Source organism: Pantoea sp. BL1 (assembly GCF_000963985.1).
Lineage (GTDB): Bacteria > Pseudomonadota > Gammaproteobacteria > Enterobacterales > Enterobacteriaceae > Pantoea > Pantoea rwandensis_B.
In genome coordinates, this window is the sequence record NZ_JZRH01000023.1 from 1 (window position 1) to 16,300 (window position 16,300).

The 16,300-nt window shown below is 52.2% G+C and carries 17 protein-coding genes; 6 read left to right on the forward strand and 11 right to left on the reverse strand.

Annotated features, from left to right (window positions below):
* Nucleotides 1–324: 324 nt before the first annotated feature.
* Complete coding sequence (locus tag VH86_RS12915) at nt 325–1,890, reverse strand: TerC family protein (RefSeq protein ID WP_045833085.1); 1,566 nt, start codon at nt 1,888–1,890, stop codon at nt 325–327.
* Nucleotides 1,891–2,401: 511 nt separating this feature from the next.
* Here VH86_RS12915 and manX point away from each other — a divergent pair.
* The 4 genes from manX (at nt 2,402) to VH86_RS12935 (ending at nt 5,636) form a co-directional block, all read left to right on the forward strand.
* Nucleotides 2,402–3,367, forward strand: a complete 966-nt coding sequence (manX, locus tag VH86_RS12920) for a PTS mannose transporter subunit IIAB (protein ID WP_038646581.1) — start codon at nt 2,402–2,404, stop codon at nt 3,365–3,367.
* A gap of 57 nt (nt 3,368–3,424) precedes the next feature.
* Nucleotides 3,425–4,225, forward strand: coding sequence for a PTS mannose/fructose/sorbose transporter subunit IIC (locus VH86_RS12925; RefSeq protein ID WP_034828717.1), 801 nt, complete (start codon nt 3,425–3,427; stop codon nt 4,223–4,225).
* Nucleotides 4,226–4,239: 14 nt separating this feature from the next.
* Nucleotides 4,240–5,085 carry a PTS mannose transporter subunit IID gene (locus tag VH86_RS12930; RefSeq protein WP_038646579.1) on the forward strand — a complete coding sequence of 282 codons (846 nt, stop codon included), beginning with the start codon at nt 4,240–4,242 and terminating at the stop codon, nt 5,083–5,085.
* Nucleotides 5,086–5,177: 92 nt separating this feature from the next.
* A complete protein-coding gene (locus VH86_RS12935) occupies nt 5,178–5,636 on the forward strand; it encodes a DUF986 family protein (RefSeq protein ID WP_045833086.1) in 459 nt (152 codons plus the stop codon).
* Here VH86_RS12935 and rlmA read toward each other — a convergent pair.
* The 5 genes from rlmA to VH86_RS12955 form a co-directional block, all read right to left on the reverse strand.
* Nucleotides 5,633–6,439, reverse strand: coding sequence for a 23S rRNA (guanine(745)-N(1))-methyltransferase (gene rlmA, locus VH86_RS12940; protein ID WP_045833087.1), 807 nt, complete (start codon nt 6,437–6,439; stop codon nt 5,633–5,635). The two genes, VH86_RS12935 and rlmA, sit on opposite strands and share 4 nt — an antisense overlap.
* A 139-nt stretch (nt 6,440–6,578) precedes the next feature.
* Nucleotides 6,579–6,788 (reverse strand): transcription antiterminator/RNA stability regulator CspE, encoded by a 210-nt coding sequence (cspE, locus tag VH86_RS12945; RefSeq protein ID WP_034828712.1) that lies wholly within the window; start codon nt 6,786–6,788, stop codon nt 6,579–6,581.
* Nucleotides 6,789–6,871: 83 nt separating this feature from the next.
* Entirely contained in the window at nt 6,872–6,946 is a 75-nt protein-coding gene (locus tag VH86_RS25750; protein WP_128599124.1) for a DUF2627 domain-containing protein, read from the reverse strand.
* Nucleotides 6,947–7,473: 527 nt separating this feature from the next.
* A complete protein-coding gene (locus VH86_RS12950; protein ID WP_045833088.1) occupies nt 7,474–8,484 on the reverse strand; it encodes an MBL fold metallo-hydrolase in 1,011 nt (336 codons plus the stop codon).
* Nucleotides 8,485–8,502: 18 nt separating this feature from the next.
* Complete coding sequence (locus tag VH86_RS12955) at nt 8,503–8,778, reverse strand: YebO family protein (protein WP_034828707.1); 276 nt, start codon at nt 8,776–8,778, stop codon at nt 8,503–8,505.
* 218 nt (nt 8,779–8,996) lie between these two features.
* On the opposite strand from VH86_RS12955, the gene VH86_RS12960 reads away from it, so the two are divergent.
* Complete coding sequence (locus VH86_RS12960; protein WP_034828706.1) at nt 8,997–9,233, forward strand: YobH family protein; 237 nt, start codon at nt 8,997–8,999, stop codon at nt 9,231–9,233.
* Between the two features lie 36 nt (nt 9,234–9,269).
* Here the strand turns inward: VH86_RS12960 and kdgR are convergent, their stop codons facing one another.
* Nucleotides 9,270–10,061, reverse strand: coding sequence for a DNA-binding transcriptional regulator KdgR (kdgR, locus tag VH86_RS12965; RefSeq protein WP_045816061.1), 792 nt, complete (start codon nt 10,059–10,061; stop codon nt 9,270–9,272).
* Nucleotides 10,062–10,254: 193 nt separating this feature from the next.
* Between kdgR and VH86_RS12970 the strand changes: the two genes are divergently transcribed.
* Nucleotides 10,255–11,637, forward strand: coding sequence for an MFS transporter (locus VH86_RS12970; RefSeq protein WP_045833089.1), 1,383 nt, complete (start codon nt 10,255–10,257; stop codon nt 11,635–11,637).
* Between the two features lie 52 nt (nt 11,638–11,689).
* Here the strand turns inward: VH86_RS12970 and htpX are convergent, their stop codons facing one another.
* The 4 genes from htpX to VH86_RS12990 form a co-directional block, all read right to left on the reverse strand.
* Nucleotides 11,690–12,571: a protease HtpX gene (gene htpX / locus VH86_RS12975; RefSeq protein WP_038646563.1), complete on the reverse strand. Its 882-nt coding sequence runs from the start codon at nt 12,569–12,571 to the stop codon at nt 11,690–11,692.
* A gap of 218 nt (nt 12,572–12,789) precedes the next feature.
* On the reverse strand, nt 12,790–14,829 hold the full coding sequence (prc, locus tag VH86_RS12980; RefSeq protein WP_034828701.1) for a carboxy terminal-processing peptidase: 2,040 nt from the start codon (nt 14,827–14,829) through the stop codon (nt 12,790–12,792).
* 19 nt (nt 14,830–14,848) lie between these two features.
* Entirely contained in the window at nt 14,849–15,529 is a 681-nt protein-coding gene (gene proQ / locus VH86_RS12985; RefSeq protein ID WP_045833090.1) for an RNA chaperone ProQ, read from the reverse strand.
* Nucleotides 15,530–15,625: 96 nt separating this feature from the next.
* The gene (locus tag VH86_RS12990) at nt 15,626–16,126 is read right to left on the reverse strand and encodes a GAF domain-containing protein (protein WP_038646557.1); all 501 of its coding nucleotides are present in this window, start codon (nt 16,124–16,126) and stop codon (nt 15,626–15,628) included.
* Nucleotides 16,127–16,300 lie beyond the last annotated feature (174 nt).

The window sequence follows — 16,300 nt, forward strand, 5'->3', positions numbered from 1 at the left end:
CTGTGTCTGAGGGTGCGTTCCAGCCGGTAAAGGGGGATGTTCCGTAAAGACGGCGTGAATACATCCCTGTAGCCTCGGACGCCGCATCCCTGCGGCGTACGCTTTACTCCTCATCCCCCTTTACCGGCTTCATGTGGCATTTTTGCGGTCTGCACAATGTTGAACCTGGAATGGATCAATCGCGTTATGCGTTTAACATACTCGTCCATTACCTACTCCTCAGTGTGAGTGTGAAAGGTGTCAGCGTCATTCATTGCGAAACATAGGAATAAAAAAGGCCGACATCATGGATGTCGGCCTTTTCGGTGACAATTAACTTAGCGCTTACGCCTCATGCTCTTTGTCTTCATGCGGCTTATCTTTAGTTACGCGCACCAGGTCGATACGATAATCGGTAGCCTCAATGATTTGGAAGTGCAGCGGCGGCAGGTCGATGATCTCACCAGGCTGCGGCAGTTGGCCTTTCTGGGCAATCAACAGACCCGCCAGCGAGGCATGATCCTCTTCCCTGTCAACCAGCTCATGGTGGTCAAGCAACTGCTGCAGTGAATGCAGATCGGTACCGCCCTTCACTAACCAGCCATCACCATCCGCGATAATATCGGGCGTTTCATCTTCATCCGGGAACTCACCGGCAATCGCTTCCAGCACGTCCAGTGGGGTAATCAAACCTTGCACCACACCAAATTCGTTGGTGACGATGACAAAGCTGCCTTTAGCGCGGCGCAGTACGCCCAGCAGGTTGATCGGATCCAACGTTTCAGGCACCACGATGGCCGGAGTGGTAGCAGCAAACGTCGCCACGTCCATACCATGCTCAAGCGCCACCAGCAGTTCTTTGGCACGTACCACACCGATGATCTCATCCAACTCACCTCGGCACACCGGGAACAAACTGTGCGGCGTGTCGAGCAGCTGAATACGAATTTCATCCACTGGACGTTCGGCATCCACCCATGAAATGTTTCCGCGTGGCGTCATGATGCTGCGAATTGAGCGCTGTGACAGCGTCAACACGCCGTTGATCATATAACGCTCTTCGTCTTTAAATGCTTCCTGTGGCATCGCCTGCGTCAGCGAAGCTTCTTCTGTGGTCACCGGCTGATGACGCTGGCGACCACCCATCAGGCGCAAAATCGCTTCGGCGGTGCGTTCACGCATCGGCCGATGTTCCTGGTGGCGAATAAAGTTACGGCGCGCAATTTGGTTGAACAGCTCAATAACAATCGAGAAGCCAATTGCGGCGTACAGATAGCCTTTCGGAATGTGGAAACCAAAGCCTTCCGCCACCAATGACAAACCAATCATCAGCAGGAAGCTTAAGCAAAGCACCACGACCGTCGGATGGGCATTGACGAAATTGGTCAACGGCTTCGAAGCCAATAGCATCACACCCATGGCGATCACCACGGCCGTCATCATTACCGGCAGATGGTTCACCATACCTACTGCGGTAATCACCGCATCGAGCGAGAATACCGCGTCCAGCACCACAATCTGGATCACCACGGCCCAGAAGCTGGCATAACCTTTGTTGCCCTGATGTTCCATGCCGCGGTTTTCCAGCCGCTCATGCAGTTCCATGGTTCCTTTGAATAACAGGAACAAACCACCGAACAACAGAATTAAATCTCGCCCGGAAAAACTGAAATCGCCTACGCTGAATAGGGGTCGCGTCAATGTCACGATCCAGGAAATCAGCGACAGCAGGCCTAATCGCATCACCAGGGCAAGGGATAAACCAATCAGACGCGCTTTATCACGCTGTTTCGGTGGCAACTTGTCGGCAAGGATAGCGATGAACACCAGGTTGTCGATGCCGAGAACGATCTCCAGCACGATCAGCGTTAGCAAACCCGCCCAAATTGAGGGGTCGAAGAGAAATTCCATCAATGACTCCTTACAACATAGAGGGGCGAACGAGATTGAGCCTGCGCTGTGAAGCGAGACGAGAGATCGTTAGCAAATGAGGTCACGCTGAAGAGCGTTGTAGTGTGCGCCAGAAAGCGCTGAGAACATGTTGAGCGACGTCGGTGACGGTCCATATAGGTGAGCTGAAGCCCGATACTCCTGAATATTAAACAGAACGCTAATGTATCAGTTACATCAACAACGTCAAAAAATTTTATTACATTTACAAACAACTGCACAAACGCAGGAATAGTGAACATAAATGCAATTTTGCAGCGTTACGCTCGAAATAGCTGACAAACATCACATAAATTATTTTTTCGCACACTAAAATAAATCGCGACCTTACTGCTGTGCAGCGGACAGTTTCGGAATATTTATTGATGCGACTCTTCATCTTAGACCCAAACGATCCACCTGAATCAACAACGGTAATTCTCAATGATTCCCGGCAATGCCAGAGAATCTCTCATGCGAACGGAGGTAGCAAGTGACCATTGCTATTGTAATTGGTACACATGGCTGGGCGGCAGAACAGTTGCTTAAAACAGCAGAAATGTTGTTGGGTGAGCAGGAAAATGTCGGATGGATTGATTTCGTGCCCGGCGAAAATGCAGAAACGCTAATCGAAAAGTATCAGGCGAGACTGGCAGAACTCGACACGTCGAAAGGCGTGCTGTTCCTGGTGGATACCTGGGGCGGCAGTCCATTCAACGCGGCCAGCCGCATTGTGGTGGATAAGCCGGATTATGATGTCATCGCCGGGGTGAATATCCCGATGCTGGTGGAAACCCTGATGGGGCGCGATGACAACCCGTCCTTTGAGGAATTGATTCACATTGCCGTGGAAGCCGGTCGCGAAGGCGTTAAAGCCCTGAAGACCGAAACCCCTACCCCGGAAGCTGCAGCACCGGTTGCCGCAAAAGCCCCGGCGCAACCGCAAAAGCCTTTGGCGCCAGGCGAGCACATGAAGATCGGTCTGGCCCGTATCGATGACCGTTTAATTCACGGCCAGGTGGCAACCCGCTGGACCAAAGAGACCAACGTCACGCGCATCATTGTCGTTAGCGATGAAGTCGCCAACGATCATGTGCGTAAAACGCTGCTGACCCAGGTGGCACCGCCGGGCGTAACCGCCCACGTGGTAGACATCGCCAAAATGATCCGCGTGTGGAACAACCCGAAATACGGTCGTGACCGCGTGATGCTGCTGTTTACCAATCCTACCGATGTAGAACGGATTGTTGAACAAGGCGTGGATATCAAGTCGGTCAACATCGGCGGCATGGCATTCAAACAGGGTAAAACCCAGGTCAACAACGCCGTTTCGGTCGATCAGAAGGACATTGAAGCCTTCCGTAAACTGAATGAACGCGGTATCGAGTTGGAAGTGCGTAAAGTTTCAAACGACCCAAGACTGAAAATGATGGACCTGATTGCCAAGGTCAATCAGTAGTTCGCTTTTGCCTGCGCTGGCGGGCGAATACTTGAGACCTTGCTGAGGAGAAAAGCAATGGAAATAACCACGCTACAAATCATCCTGATATTTATTGTGGCTTGTATTGCCGGGATGGGATCGATTCTTGATGAGTTCCAGTTCCACCGTCCACTGGTGGCCTGTACCTTGATTGGTGCGGTTCTGGGTGACATGAAAACCGGTATCATCATCGGTGGTACCCTGGAAATGATCGCGCTGGGCTGGATGAACATCGGTGCGGCGGTTGCACCCGATGCGGCACTGGCCTCCATCATTTCGACCATTCTGGTCATCGCAGGTGGCCAAAGTGTTGGTGCGGGTATCGCGCTGGCGATTCCACTGGCGGCAGCCGGTCAGGTGCTGACCATCATCGTCCGTACCATCACCGTTGCCTTCCAGCACGCTGCCGATAAGGCCGCCGAGAAAGGCAATCTGAGCGCCATCAGCTGGATTCACGTCTCTGCACTGGTATTGCAGGCGATGCGTATTGCCATTCCAGCCCTGATCGTGGCGATTTCAGTGGGTACCAGCGTGGTACAGGAACTGTTGAGCTCGATTCCAGAAGTGGTCACCAACGGTCTGAACATCGCCGGTGGCATGATCGTCGTCGTGGGTTACGCGATGGTCATCAACATGATGCGCGCAGGCTACCTGATGCCGTTCTTCTATCTGGGCTTTGTGACGGCGGCCTTCACCAACTTCAACCTGGTTGCTCTGGGCGTGATTGGTGTGGTCATGGCGGTGCTGTATATCCAGCTGGCGCCGAAATATAACCGTACAGCAGGCGCGGCCGCTGCCGGTCCTGCACACAATGACCTCGACAACGAACTCGACTAGGAACAGGTGAAATCATGGTTGATACAACTAACACGCAAAAGAAACTCACCCCGAGCGACGTCCGTGGTGTGTTCATCCGCTCTAACCTGTTTCAGGGTTCATGGAACTTTGAACGTATGCAGGCGCTGGGCTTCTGCTTCTCGATGGTACCGGTGATTCGTCGCCTCTATCCTGAGAACAACGACGATCGTAAACAGGCCATTAAACGTCACCTGGAGTTCTTCAACACCCATCCATATGTGGCTGCACCTGTGCTGGGCGTTACCATGGCGATGGAAGAGCAGCGTGCTAACGGCGCGGCGATTGATGATGCCGCAATTAACGGTATTAAAGTCGGCCTGATGGGACCGCTGGCGGGGGTTGGTGATCCGATCTTCTGGGGTACCGTTCGCCCGGTGTTTGCTGCACTCGGTGCCGGTATCGCGATGAGCGGCAGCCTGCTCGGTCCCCTGCTGTTCTTCATTCTGTTTAACGCCGTGCGTATGCTGACGCGTTATTACGGTGTGGCGTATGGTTATCGCAAAGGCGTGGATATCGTCAGCGACATGGGTGGCGGCTTCCTGCAAAAGCTTACGGAGGGGGCGTCGATTCTCGGCCTGTTTGTCATGGGGGCGCTGGTCAACAAGTGGACACACGTGAACGTGCCGCTTGTGGTGTCGCGCATTACCGATCACACCGGCAAAACTACCGTGACGACCGTTCAATCGATCCTCGATCAGCTGATGCCGGGCTTAATCCCGCTGCTGCTGACCTTCGGCTGTATGTGGCTGCTGCGCCGTAAAGTTAACGCACTGTGGATTATCGTGGGCTTCTTTGCCCTGGGTATCTTTGGTTACTGGATCGGCCTGCTCGGTCTGTAATCATTTCGCCGGGGGCTTTGGCTCCCGGCCTTTTTAAGCGAGGTTACCTGAGCGCTAACGTTGAGGTAAATTCGGTTGAGGAAGAAAATGTAATGTCACTGACTGACGCTCTGATTACCCTGCTGATCATCGCCTTCGCCCTGTTCGCGATTTACGATGACGCTATCCTGCCGCGGCGTAAAGGGCCGACCAAACTGCGTGTCGCGCTGCGTCGTCGCCATAAAATCGACAGCGGCATTTTTATCGTGTTACTGCTGATTCTGCTGTGGAATAACGTCAGCAACCATGGCCCGCAACTCACCACCACGCTGCTGATGGTGTTGTGCTTTATGGCGATCTGGCTATTCTGGCTACGCACGCCGAAATTGTTGATGAAGACCGAGGGACTGTTCTTCGGCAGCGTGTGGATCGACTATCGTCGCATTCAAAGTATGAACTTGTCTGAGGATGGCATTTTAGTCATGCAGCTGGAACAGCGTCGCCTGCTGATTGCAGTGCAACAGCTCGACGATCTGGAACGTATCTACAATACGCTGGTGGAAGCGCGTTAAGCGCGCTGCCATAGCGTCAGCATAAAGTCGGCGTCGCAGCTAAAGGTATCGGCTGCCGCCAGTGTCTGCCAGACTTCTTCACGCGCACGCCAGGCAAAAGGCGTCATCTGCAGCAAGCTCACCGCTTCGGCCCCATTTAACGTCATCTCATAACGCAGGTTGTGTTGCTCGACCTGCCTGAAACCTTCGTAAGCCTTTTCTTCTGCCGCGTGCAGCTGCACTTCGCGATAAATCAGCGCTTTGAACTGCTGCAGATGATGTGGGCCCGGTGTCACCGTCAGTAGATAGCCGCCCGCTTTGACGACGCGACTCAATTCCGCTTCGTTGCAAGGAGCGTAAATGCGCACAATGCCATCCAGCGATGCGTCGGCGAAGGGTAAACGCTGACTGGAGGCGACACATAATTTCACCGCACGATAGCGTTTAGCCGCCATGCGAATCGCCGCTTTTGCCACATCAAGGCCAAACAACTGTGCTTGTGGAAGCGCTTGCGCCATTGTTGCAGTGTAATAACCTTCACCACAGCCAATATCCAATACCTGAGCAGCCTTGCCATTCAGGCGCTGCGCCAGATGTTGCGCCACCGAATCGCGCAAGGGTTGATAGTGTCCGGCATCAAGAAATACACGGCGTGCCAGCAGCATTTCCGCACTGTCACCCGGTTCCTTTGAGCCTTTATGCTGCACCGGCAACAAATTGACGTACCCTTCTTTCGCCTGATCGAATTGGTGACCGGCATCGCAGCGGAAGCTGTTAGCTTGCTGGTGCAAATGTTGCTGGCAAAGTGGGCAAATCAAAGACATAGACAACTCCGGGTTCACGATTCGCGCGCAGTTTACCCTGATCGTCTGGCAACAGAAAGGATAAAAGAAAAGCCCCGGTCAGAGACCAGGGCTTTACAATTCGTGTCAGCGGCGCATGGCACCGAGTCTGAAAACGAAATCAGATAGCAGTTACGTTTACTGCAGCTGGACCTTTCTGGCCGTCCTGAATTTCGAACTCAACAGCCTGGCCTTCAGCCAGAGTTTTGAAGCCGTTACCCTGGATTGCAGAGAAGTGTACGAACACGTCTTTGCTGCCGTCAGCAGGAGTAATGAAACCAAAACCTTTAGACTCGTTGAACCACTTAACCTGACCTTTAATCTTTGCCATTTTTGCAAATTCCTTTGATTGTTTATATTGCCCGAAGGCAGTCTTACAGATAAACCAGAGACGTTACTGAATGAGGCACTAATTTAAGGTTCGGCAAGGAAGCGGAATTCAACGTCAACGTCTTTACTCGTAACTTCTTTACTGAAGATGCCATACATAAACAGAACTGTACCTCGTTTGACCCAAGAGTCGTTATCACATATCCGCAAATTAATGGCAAGCCATTTTTAAACGGTGATCGACATGACGCACATAATTGGCCGTTGCTCTGCACTCTTCTGCCATTAGCATATTGACAGATGACGGAATAACTGCACAAAAAAATGTTATATGTCAGAGTAGTTAGCGCCAGTACTTACATTAGTCAAGCGTAGCGACGCAACTTAAACCAGCACAATTAAAGCGGTCAAGGGTACGCAAAAAGTATTGCATTAATATGGCATTGATAAAATATTTCGCCAAAAAATTAACGTGGAATGCAACATCCGTGCACTGTGCAAAACTTGTACAGCCAGAGTTATTAAGTACAAGTCATTAATTGTTTTGCACCAAAATCAGGAAAATATAAGCGCTCTTGCCCCAAATATATGCACGCTCGTTTTGGCGGTTATCTTATTTTTAACTAACGACGCTACAATTAAATGTTAAAAAAACGCACTGTGACACTTGATTTAACAAATCGGGCTTAGGACACATCTGAATCGTTATTCTGCAGGCTTCGGCTGGTGCCTATTCTCCATGGCATAAAGCGTGAGTCCAATTCTCCAGCGGATTGCATTGCTTGCGCCAAAGCGGCAGGGGGTTCATCTAAGGGATCATCCGCCAGCTCAAACACACCCCAGTGGATCGGCAGCGTTAACGGACGCCCTATCGCCTGCCATAAACGCACCGCCTGATCGGGGTCCATATGTTGACCGCGCATGAACCATTTTGGTGCATAAGCGCCAATGGGCAACGCGGCAAGATTAAAGGGCCCGAGACGTTCTGCAATTTCTAACAGGTTTTCGCTATAGCCACTGTCACCTGAAAACCAAAAATTCACACTCTGGTTTCGCACCACCAAGCCACACCACAGTGAACGATTGCGATCCCAGAAAGTTCGCATGCTCCAGTGTCGCGCGGGTACGGCAGTCAACGTCACTCCTGCGATATCAATGGATTGCCACCAGTCGCGTTCGGTGACATGACGCACGCCACGTTTGCGGCACCAGGTTCCCATCCCCAGCGGCACAACAAATTGCGCATCCGGGAAATGACGTGCGATGCGCTTTACCGTAGGCCGATCAAGATGGTCGTAGTGATTGTGCGAAATCAGTACCACGTCGAGATGTGGCAACTGTGCAATATGGAGCGGAGCGGGTGTTTTACGCTGTGGTCCAGCAAACGGCAGCGGTGAAGCACGCGCAGAGAGTGCCGGGTCGATGAGAATATAGCGGCGATTGAGCCGCATCAACACAGCGGCATGACCTAACCACCAGATGCGATCGTCATCACCACTCAGATCGCTTTCCTGGTACCAGCGCGCAATAAATGCCGGATAACCGGCCTGAGGCGGCAGCGGCAAATGGTCCGCTTTGCGCTCCCGCCGCCAGCGCTGCAAATCCCCTGGCTGGCGCACTTCCGGTTCCGGGTTGCGGAAACCTTCTGGCGTGTGATGCGCCAGCGTTGCGTCGTACCAGGGATTTTGCCAGGCCATTACTGCTCCATCATGTGTTTAACGTTCTGGAATCATACGGATGAAGTCGCGCTGTTCTACGGCGTCTTCTTCCTCCTGCTGTTTTGCTGTGGCAGGTTGAGCATCCGCCAGGCGGCGCAACAATGCATTCTGTTTTTTCTGCTCTTCCAGCAGTGCTTCCAGCAAACGAATCTGTTCACTGGCGCGCATGCTGGCCCGGTTAACGAAGAACCAGGCTATCAAGGCCACAACAATAATGATGGCCAGTACACCATAACTGAACAGCGGACTGGTATTTGCGGCTAACTCGTTCATAACTGCCTCTATTGTCAAACATAAAACACTTACACCGCCGCTGATTCTACTCGTTGTGTGCGGAAAAGATAATGGTTGCCGGTGGAAAGCAGATTATCCCGCATCTTGATGGCTTTCAGTTATCTCTGATCGATTTCATGAGCAGGACGGGTCATGCTGCTACTATAGAAATCGCAGCGACTTCAGGATAGCTGCGTTGTGTATCACAAGGAGATAAAATGAAACTATTCATTCGGGCGATAATCGTGGTGGCAGTGGTCTGGTTAGGGATGCTGTTCACCGGCTATGGCGTACTCACCGGAAGCAACAAAAACGCCGCAGGACTAGGCTTACAGTGTAGCTATCTCACTGCACGCGGCATGATCACCGCGCAATATCTGCATACCGACAGCGGTATCGTGGGTGTTACCGATTGTCCACTGCTGAAGAAAAGCGGCGAAGTGGTAGATAATTAGTGATTCAAACGGGCTGGAGACAGCCCGTTCTGCTATTCAGAATGGGTAGTTGTGGTAACCCAACTGATCAGAAATATTGCGCGCAGCACGATGCAGCATCGCCACATATTCGTTTTTTGCTTCTTCAGAGAATCGGATTGTCGGGAACGAGATGCTCAATCCAGCAATCACCACGCCGAAGCGGTCGAAAACCGGCACAGCAATACAGCGTAAGCCCTCTTCCTGCTCTTCGTTATCTTCACCGAAGCCCTGCACTTTTACTTGATCTAATACCTCAAGCAACGCTTCTGCACTGACGATGGTGTTTGCGGTGCTGCGACGAAATTCAACTTCGCTCAGGAGCTCCTGAACTTCAGTGCGATCGCGCCACGCCAGCAATACTTTACCGATGGCGGTGGTGTGCAACGGGTTACGACGCCCGATGCGCGAGTACATGCGCAGGTTATACAGTGAATCGATTTTATGGATATAGACAATGCTGTCTTCTTCCAGCGCACCCAGATGGATAGTTTCTTTGGTCAAACGCGACAGTTCTCGCATTTCGACATCGGCACTACGAATCAGATCGACGTTTTGTAGTGCCTTGGCACCCAATTCAAACAGCTTGAGCGTCAGCGAATATTTTTCACTTTCCCCTTCCTGCGCCACGTAACCCAATGATTTCATGGTTTGCAGAAAGCGGTAAACCGTGCTTTTTGACATCATCACGCGTTGCGACAGTTCGGTGATACCATGATCACGATCTTCGCCTAACGCCTGCAAAATGCCGAACACTTTCATTACCGAAGAGACGGAGTCTGGCTGTTTATCGTTATCACTGCTCGCCATTGCGCGTATCCTTTTTTGACGGTGTTTCAAAAAAAACGGAACAGAAGCGCCAGTATATGCGTTTCAGCCCAACGGCGGCAACGACTGGCACTCAGCGACACATTCCTTCGTAATTTTTTGTCAATGAATGCGGTGCTTTCCGTCACAAAATTGATTAGCATGATGATATTCACTTCCTTCATTTATTTCATTTATGTCCCCTACAGTCTCTCAGGATGGATTACCTGTTCCGCAGCGGTACGGCGCGATTATCACTATTGCGTTAGGCATCATGATGGCAGTGCTGGATGGAGCTATTGCTAACGTCGCGTTACCCACCATTGCGCGCGAACTGAATGCCAGTCCGGCGGAATCAATCTGGATTGTTAACGCCTACCAAATCGCCATTGTTATCTCGTTACTGTCGCTCTCCTTTCTCGGCGATATGCTGGGTTATCGCCGTGTTTATCAGGTAGGGCTGGCGTTGTTTATCGCCACTTCACTGTTCTGCGCCCTCTCCTCTTCACTCAATATGCTTACCGTGGCGCGTATCCTGCAGGGTTTTGGCGGTGCGGCACTGATGAGTGTGAACACAGCGCTGATTCGTATTATCTATCCGCAGCGTTTTCTCGGCCGCGGTATGGCGATTAACTCGCTTATCGTCGCGGTATCGAGCGCTGCGGGCCCAACGGTGGCTGCCGCGATTCTCTCCATCGCCAGCTGGAAATGGTTATTCCTGATCAACGTGCCGCTGGGCATTGTGGCATTGTGGCTAGCGCTGCGTTTTCTGCCGGATAACACGCAGAAAGCCAAACAGCAGAAGTTTGATATTCCCAGCGCCATCATGAACGCCCTGTTCTTTGGCCTGCTCATATCGGCCCTCAGCGGGTTCTCACAGGGGCAGGATCACTGGCTCATTCTGGCGGAAGTCGTAGCACTGGTGTTGGTGGGCGTGGTGTTCGTTCGTCGCCAGTTGGCGATGCCTGTTCCGCTGCTGCCGGTGGATTTGCTGCGTATCCCCATTTTTTCGTTGTCGATGTGCACTTCTATTTGCTCGTTCTGTGCGCAGATGCTGGCAATGGTTTCGCTGCCATTCTTCCTGCAAAACGTGCTGGGACGGGATGAAGTGGCGACCGGGTTGCTGCTCACACCCTGGCCGCTGGCGACCATGGTGCTGGCACCGATTGCCGGCCGCTTGATTGAGAAAGTCCATGCGGGATTATTGGGTGGCCTTGGGCTGGCGATGTTTGCGGCGGGTCTGTTCTTACTGGCACTGCTGCCGACACAACCCACTGATATTGATATTATCTGGCGAATGATGCTGTGCGGTGCGGGCTTTGGCCTGTTCCAGTCTCCGAATAATCACACGATTATCTCCTCTGCCCCGCGCCATCGTAGCGGTGGCGCCAGCGGTATGTTAGGGACGGCGCGTTTGGTCGGTCAGAGCAGCGGTGCCGCACTGGTTGCCTTGATGTTCAATCTATTTAACGACAGCGGAACACATGCATCACTGGTTTTAGCGGGGAGCTTCGCCACGGTGGCAGCCGTCGTCAGTATGTCGCGGATGACGCAATCGAGTCAGACGGTGAAGTCATAAAACAACAAAGGTGCCCAATTGGGCACCTTTGTTTATTGCAACAGCCAAACCATTATTTCAGATAGTCACCGTTACGCAGCGCTTCGATACGCTTATCGAGCGGCGGATGCGACATAAACAATTCGCTCAACGATTTGCTTTTGCCGTTAATGCAGAATGCCATCATGCTGCTTGGCTCCTGCGGCTCGTAGCTGGTTTTCAAACGCTGCAGAGCGGCAATCATCTTCTCGCGGCCCACCAGTTTGGCTGAACCCGCATCCGCGTGGAATTCACGGTGACGTGAGAACCACATGGTGATGATGCTGGCGAGAATGCCGAACACCAGTTCCAGCACGGTCGCGACCGCAAAATAGACCAGCGGGTTACCGTTGCTGCTCTCTTCACCGTCACGGTTCCCCGACAGGAAGCCCGATGCCACCTGCGCGATAATACGCGAAATGAAGATCACGAAGGTGTTCACCACACCCTGAATCAGCGTCATGGTGATCATGTCACCGTTAGCGATGTGGGCGATTTCGTGCGCCAGTACCGCTTCCGCTTCATCACGGCTCATGTTCTGCAGCAAGCCGGTTGAGACCGCAACCAGTGAGGCGTCACGACGTGCACCGGTCGCAAAGGCGTTAATGTCTGGCGCGTGATAGATCGCCACTTGCGGCATCGCAATGCCGGACTGTTGAGCCTGGCGACTGACGGTATCCATCAGCCAGCGTTCTGTCTCGTTGCGGGGTTGTTGAATCACTTCACCGCCGACGGAGCGCAACGCCATCCATTTAGACATCAGCAGTGAAACAAACGCACCGCCAAAGCCAAACAGACCTGCCATAATCATCAGACCCTGAACACTGCTTGACTGAATTCCTGTCAGACTCAGAATCAGTCCGAATACCAACATCACCGCCAGGTTGGTGACCAGGAAAAGCGCAATACGCATCATAAACGTTAATCTTCCTCAGTTGTGCTCGCGCTCATGCGCGGATATACATCCTATGTCCATTGCGCAGGTTTTCAAGCAACCTTAATCTTTAAGTGTCTAAAAAGACATAACTTTACATTTGGTAATGATGTACGCAAATCTGCCCATTAGCCACAATGAACAATACCTTTGGTGCAAAAAAAAACACCGCCGGAGCGGTGCTTTTATTCAGTGAAAATTTACTTCGCGCCTTCGGCAGCAGGCTGGGTTTTCTCCAGCTGCGCCATGTCATTGGCAATTTTCACGGTTTCGTCCAGATACGGGTCTGGCTCTTTGTAGTCTTTCGGCAAATCTTCAATGCTCTTCAGCGGGGCTTTGCCTTCCGCCTGATAGCGCGCGTTAATGCGTTCCAGACGCAGTGCATCATCTTCGTGGTTCTCTTTCTCACGTTGAGCAAGATTGAGCGACACGATATTGCGTTTGTCCTTCATCGCGTCAAAGCGCGCAATATCTTTCATGATGTACTGGAACTCGCGATCTTTAGCGATACGATCGGCGTGCTCTTTGGTCAGCTGCGGTACCAGCGCGGTGATGTCACCGGTTTTGGTGTAAGTCGCGGCATTCACGCTATCCCATGGCAGCGCGTTGTCCTCAAACTTCTCACCGGTTTCCGCCGCTTCTACGCCGGTTGGCATCAGCAGATCTGGCGTCACGCCTTTACGCTGAGTACTGCCACCGTTGATGCGATAGAACTTCTGGATGGTATATTGCACTGAGCCCAACGCTGGCCATTCAGGGCGCAGCATCTGATCATAGATGCGGTTCAGCGAACGGTACTGCTGGACGGTGCCTTTACCAAAGGTCGGTTCACCAACAATCAGCGCACGGCCGTAATCCTGCATCGCAGCGGCAAAGATTTCAGATGCGGAAGCACTGAAACGATCGACCAGCACCACCAGCGGACCTTTGTAATAAACGATACCGTCGTTATCACTGTCCTGGCGCACGCGACCATTATTGTCACGTACCTGCACCACTGGGCCACTTGGAATAAACAGACCAGACAGTGATACCGCTTCGGTGAGAGCACCGCCGCCGTTGGTACGCAGATCGATCACGATGCTGTCAACGTTCTGCTTCTGCAGTTTTTGCAGCTGTACTTTCACATCATCAGTCAGGCCAACGTAGAAACCTGGAATATCCAGTACGCCAACTTTCTCTTTACCGACGTTATGTACGGTGCCTTTCACTGCGCGATCTTCCAGACGGATCTTTTCACGCGTCAGTGTCACGGTGCGGGTTTTGGTGCCTTTGCCAGCAGGCAGGATTTCCAGGCGTACTTTACTGCCTTTCGGTCCTTTGATTTTGGACACCACATCATCCAGACGCCAACCAATCACATCTTCCATTGGCTTGCCTGGCTGAGCAACACCGACAATACGGTCGCCCACGCTGATGGATTTGCTCTTCGCAGCCGGTCCACCGGCCACCATGGAGTTGATGACCGTGTAATCATCGTCCATCTGCAGCACGGCACCAATACCTTCAAGAGACAGGCTCATTTCGGTATTGAACTGTTCGGTATTGCGTGGCGACAGATAGTTGGTGTGCGGGTCGATTTCGTGCGCAAAGGCAGTCATCGCCAGCTGGAACACATCTTCACTGTTGCTCTGCGCCAGGCGACGAATGGCAAAGTTGTAACGCTTAGTCAGCGTTTCACGAATCTCTTTGTCATCTTTGCCGGCCAATTTCAGGCTCAGCTCGTCATATTTGACTTTGGCATCCCACAGCGCGTTCAGCTCATCGCTGTTTTTCGGCCAGGGTGATTTTGCACGGTCAATGTCAATGGTGTCATTGCCGGTGAAATTCATCGGGCGATTCAGCACGCTCAGCGCATATTGATAGCGCTCGAAGCGGCGTTTCTGCGCCAGATTGTAGAGATCGTAGAACACATCCAGCTTACCGCTGCGCAGTTCATCACCCAACGTGGTTTTCTTATCGGCGTATTGCGCGATGTCTGAAGCCAACAACACGTTATGGTTGTAGTCGAGCAGATTCAGGTAGCGATCAAAAATTTTCGCAGAGAAATCCTGATTCAGATCGAACTGGCGATAGTGAGAACGGGTGAAACGCGAAGTGACGCGTTCACTGACGGTAGGATGCTGCGGGTCTTCATGTAACTGTGGAATCTGGTCGGCGCGGGTAATGTTATCTGCGCCAAAGGTGGGGCCTGCTAACAGCAGGCCCGCGATCATACCGATCTTTAAAATGTTGTTCATGCCGAGGTCAGCCTCCGTTTCAGAACTGCAAGTGTTCTGCGCGCACAATCATTGCCATGCCGGAAGCGAGCTGCACCCGAACGCCATCCTTGGTGATTTCAAGAATGGTGGCGTCCATTGCACTTTTGCCTGCTTTAACTTTGATGTTCTGGCCGGGTTGCAAAGTTGAGGTATCAGTGACAGGTTTAGCTCGCGGTGGGCGCGGTGCAGCAGTACGTTCTGCTGATGCGGCACGCGGTGCCTGTGGACGAGGCTTGCGTGGTGCTTCGCCTTCAGCCGCTTTGCGAGGAGCAGATTTACGAGGACGACGTTCAGCGGTCTCTTCACCGGCTTCGCGTCTCTTCGCTTTTTGCTGATCGCGCTGCGCCTGAACGCGCGCTTTGGCTTCTTCCAGCTGCTTGCGCGCATGTTCAACGTGTTGTTCGTCCAGCACGCCACAGGCGTTGCCATCGAGATCAACACGGATTGCACCCGCTTTAATGCCGTACAGGTAACGCCAGCTTGAGGTATAAAGACGCAAGGCTGAACGCAGTTGCGTCTTGCTCAGGCTGTTTTCACCCTGAACGCGCTCAACCAGATCCTGGAAGATACCGATTTTAAGCGGACGCGCTTCACCTTCGGCGCTAAAACATTGCGGAAAACGTTCCGCCAAAAAGGCGATCACTTCTTTACTGCTATTCAACTTAGGTTGATTTTCCATGAAATTTCCTGATTACTACGGGTTTGCCGACCAGAGCAGGCATGAACAGGCGACATTATAATGACAACATCGCCAAATGCTATGTGATCCAGTCGATTAGCTGCGTGACAGTTGAATAAATTTTTCGATGTCACTGCCCGCCAGCACTTCACAAAGCCCGTCGGTAAGGGCCACCAGCCCCGCTTCATCCTCACTATCAAAGCGAGAATAAACCGTACTATCAATGTCTAGCACACCGACAACGGTGCCATTCACTTTCAGAGGAATCACGATTTCAGCGTTGCTGGCCGCATCACACGCGATATGACCAGGGAACGCGTGCACATCCTCAACGAGCTGTACTTTATCCTCTGCAATCGCTGTGCCACAAACCCCTTTGCCCACCGGAATGCGTACGCAGGCAATTTTTCCCTGGAACGGGCCCAGCACCAGCGTATTCGGCTCGGTGAGCAAGTAGAATCCTGCCCAGTTCACGCCTTCCAGGCGTTCAAACAACAGCGCACTGCAATTACCCAGTGCTGCCAGGAAAGAGGTTTCGCCCGCTAACAGTGCACGGACATCGCGATTTAAATCCTCGTAAAAGGCTTTTTTGTTCATTTTTTAACCATAACTCGTCACTGTCGTGAGCTTGTTGTCACTCAGTTGTTAAAATAAGCACTAATAATCCAGCCCCATCAGGTGAATCATTGTGTTAGTTACTATACCCTTAGCAGTCGGTGGTTAAGACTATTCTTGTACCACTCCCTATTGCAGTCAGAATGCTCTGAACAG

Bases quoted from the DNA above. Each gene is read 5' to 3' on its own strand.
- VH86_RS12915 (WP_045833085.1), bottom strand. From the start codon at position 1,890: ATGGAATTTCTCTTCGACCCCTCAATTTGGGCGGGTTTGCTAACGCTG.
- VH86_RS12925 (WP_034828717.1), top strand. From the start codon at position 3,425: ATGGAAATAACCACGCTACAAATCATCCTGATATTTATTGTGGCTTGT.
- VH86_RS12930 (WP_038646579.1), top strand. From the start codon at position 4,240: ATGGTTGATACAACTAACACGCAAAAGAAACTCACCCCGAGCGACGTC.
- VH86_RS12935 (WP_045833086.1), top strand. From the start codon at position 5,178: ATGTCACTGACTGACGCTCTGATTACCCTGCTGATCATCGCCTTCGCC.
- rlmA (WP_045833087.1), bottom strand. From the start codon at position 6,439: ATGTCTTTGATTTGCCCACTTTGCCAGCAACATTTGCACCAGCAAGCT.
- cspE (WP_034828712.1), bottom strand. From the start codon at position 6,788: ATGGCAAAGATTAAAGGTCAGGTTAAGTGGTTCAACGAGTCTAAAGGT.
- VH86_RS12950 (WP_045833088.1), bottom strand. From the start codon at position 8,484: ATGGCCTGGCAAAATCCCTGGTACGACGCAACGCTGGCGCATCACACG.
- VH86_RS12955 (WP_034828707.1), bottom strand. From the start codon at position 8,778: ATGAACGAGTTAGCCGCAAATACCAGTCCGCTGTTCAGTTATGGTGTA.
- VH86_RS12960 (WP_034828706.1), top strand. From the start codon at position 8,997: ATGAAACTATTCATTCGGGCGATAATCGTGGTGGCAGTGGTCTGGTTA.
- kdgR (WP_045816061.1), bottom strand. From the start codon at position 10,061: ATGGCGAGCAGTGATAACGATAAACAGCCAGACTCCGTCTCTTCGGTA.
- VH86_RS12970 (WP_045833089.1), top strand. From the start codon at position 10,255: ATGTCCCCTACAGTCTCTCAGGATGGATTACCTGTTCCGCAGCGGTAC.
- htpX (WP_038646563.1), bottom strand. From the start codon at position 12,571: ATGATGCGTATTGCGCTTTTCCTGGTCACCAACCTGGCGGTGATGTTG.
- prc (WP_034828701.1), bottom strand. From the start codon at position 14,829: ATGAACAACATTTTAAAGATCGGTATGATCGCGGGCCTGCTGTTAGCA.
- proQ (WP_045833090.1), bottom strand. From the start codon at position 15,529: ATGGAAAATCAACCTAAGTTGAATAGCAGTAAAGAAGTGATCGCCTTT.
- VH86_RS12990 (WP_038646557.1), bottom strand. From the start codon at position 16,126: ATGAACAAAAAAGCCTTTTACGAGGATTTAAATCGCGATGTCCGTGCA.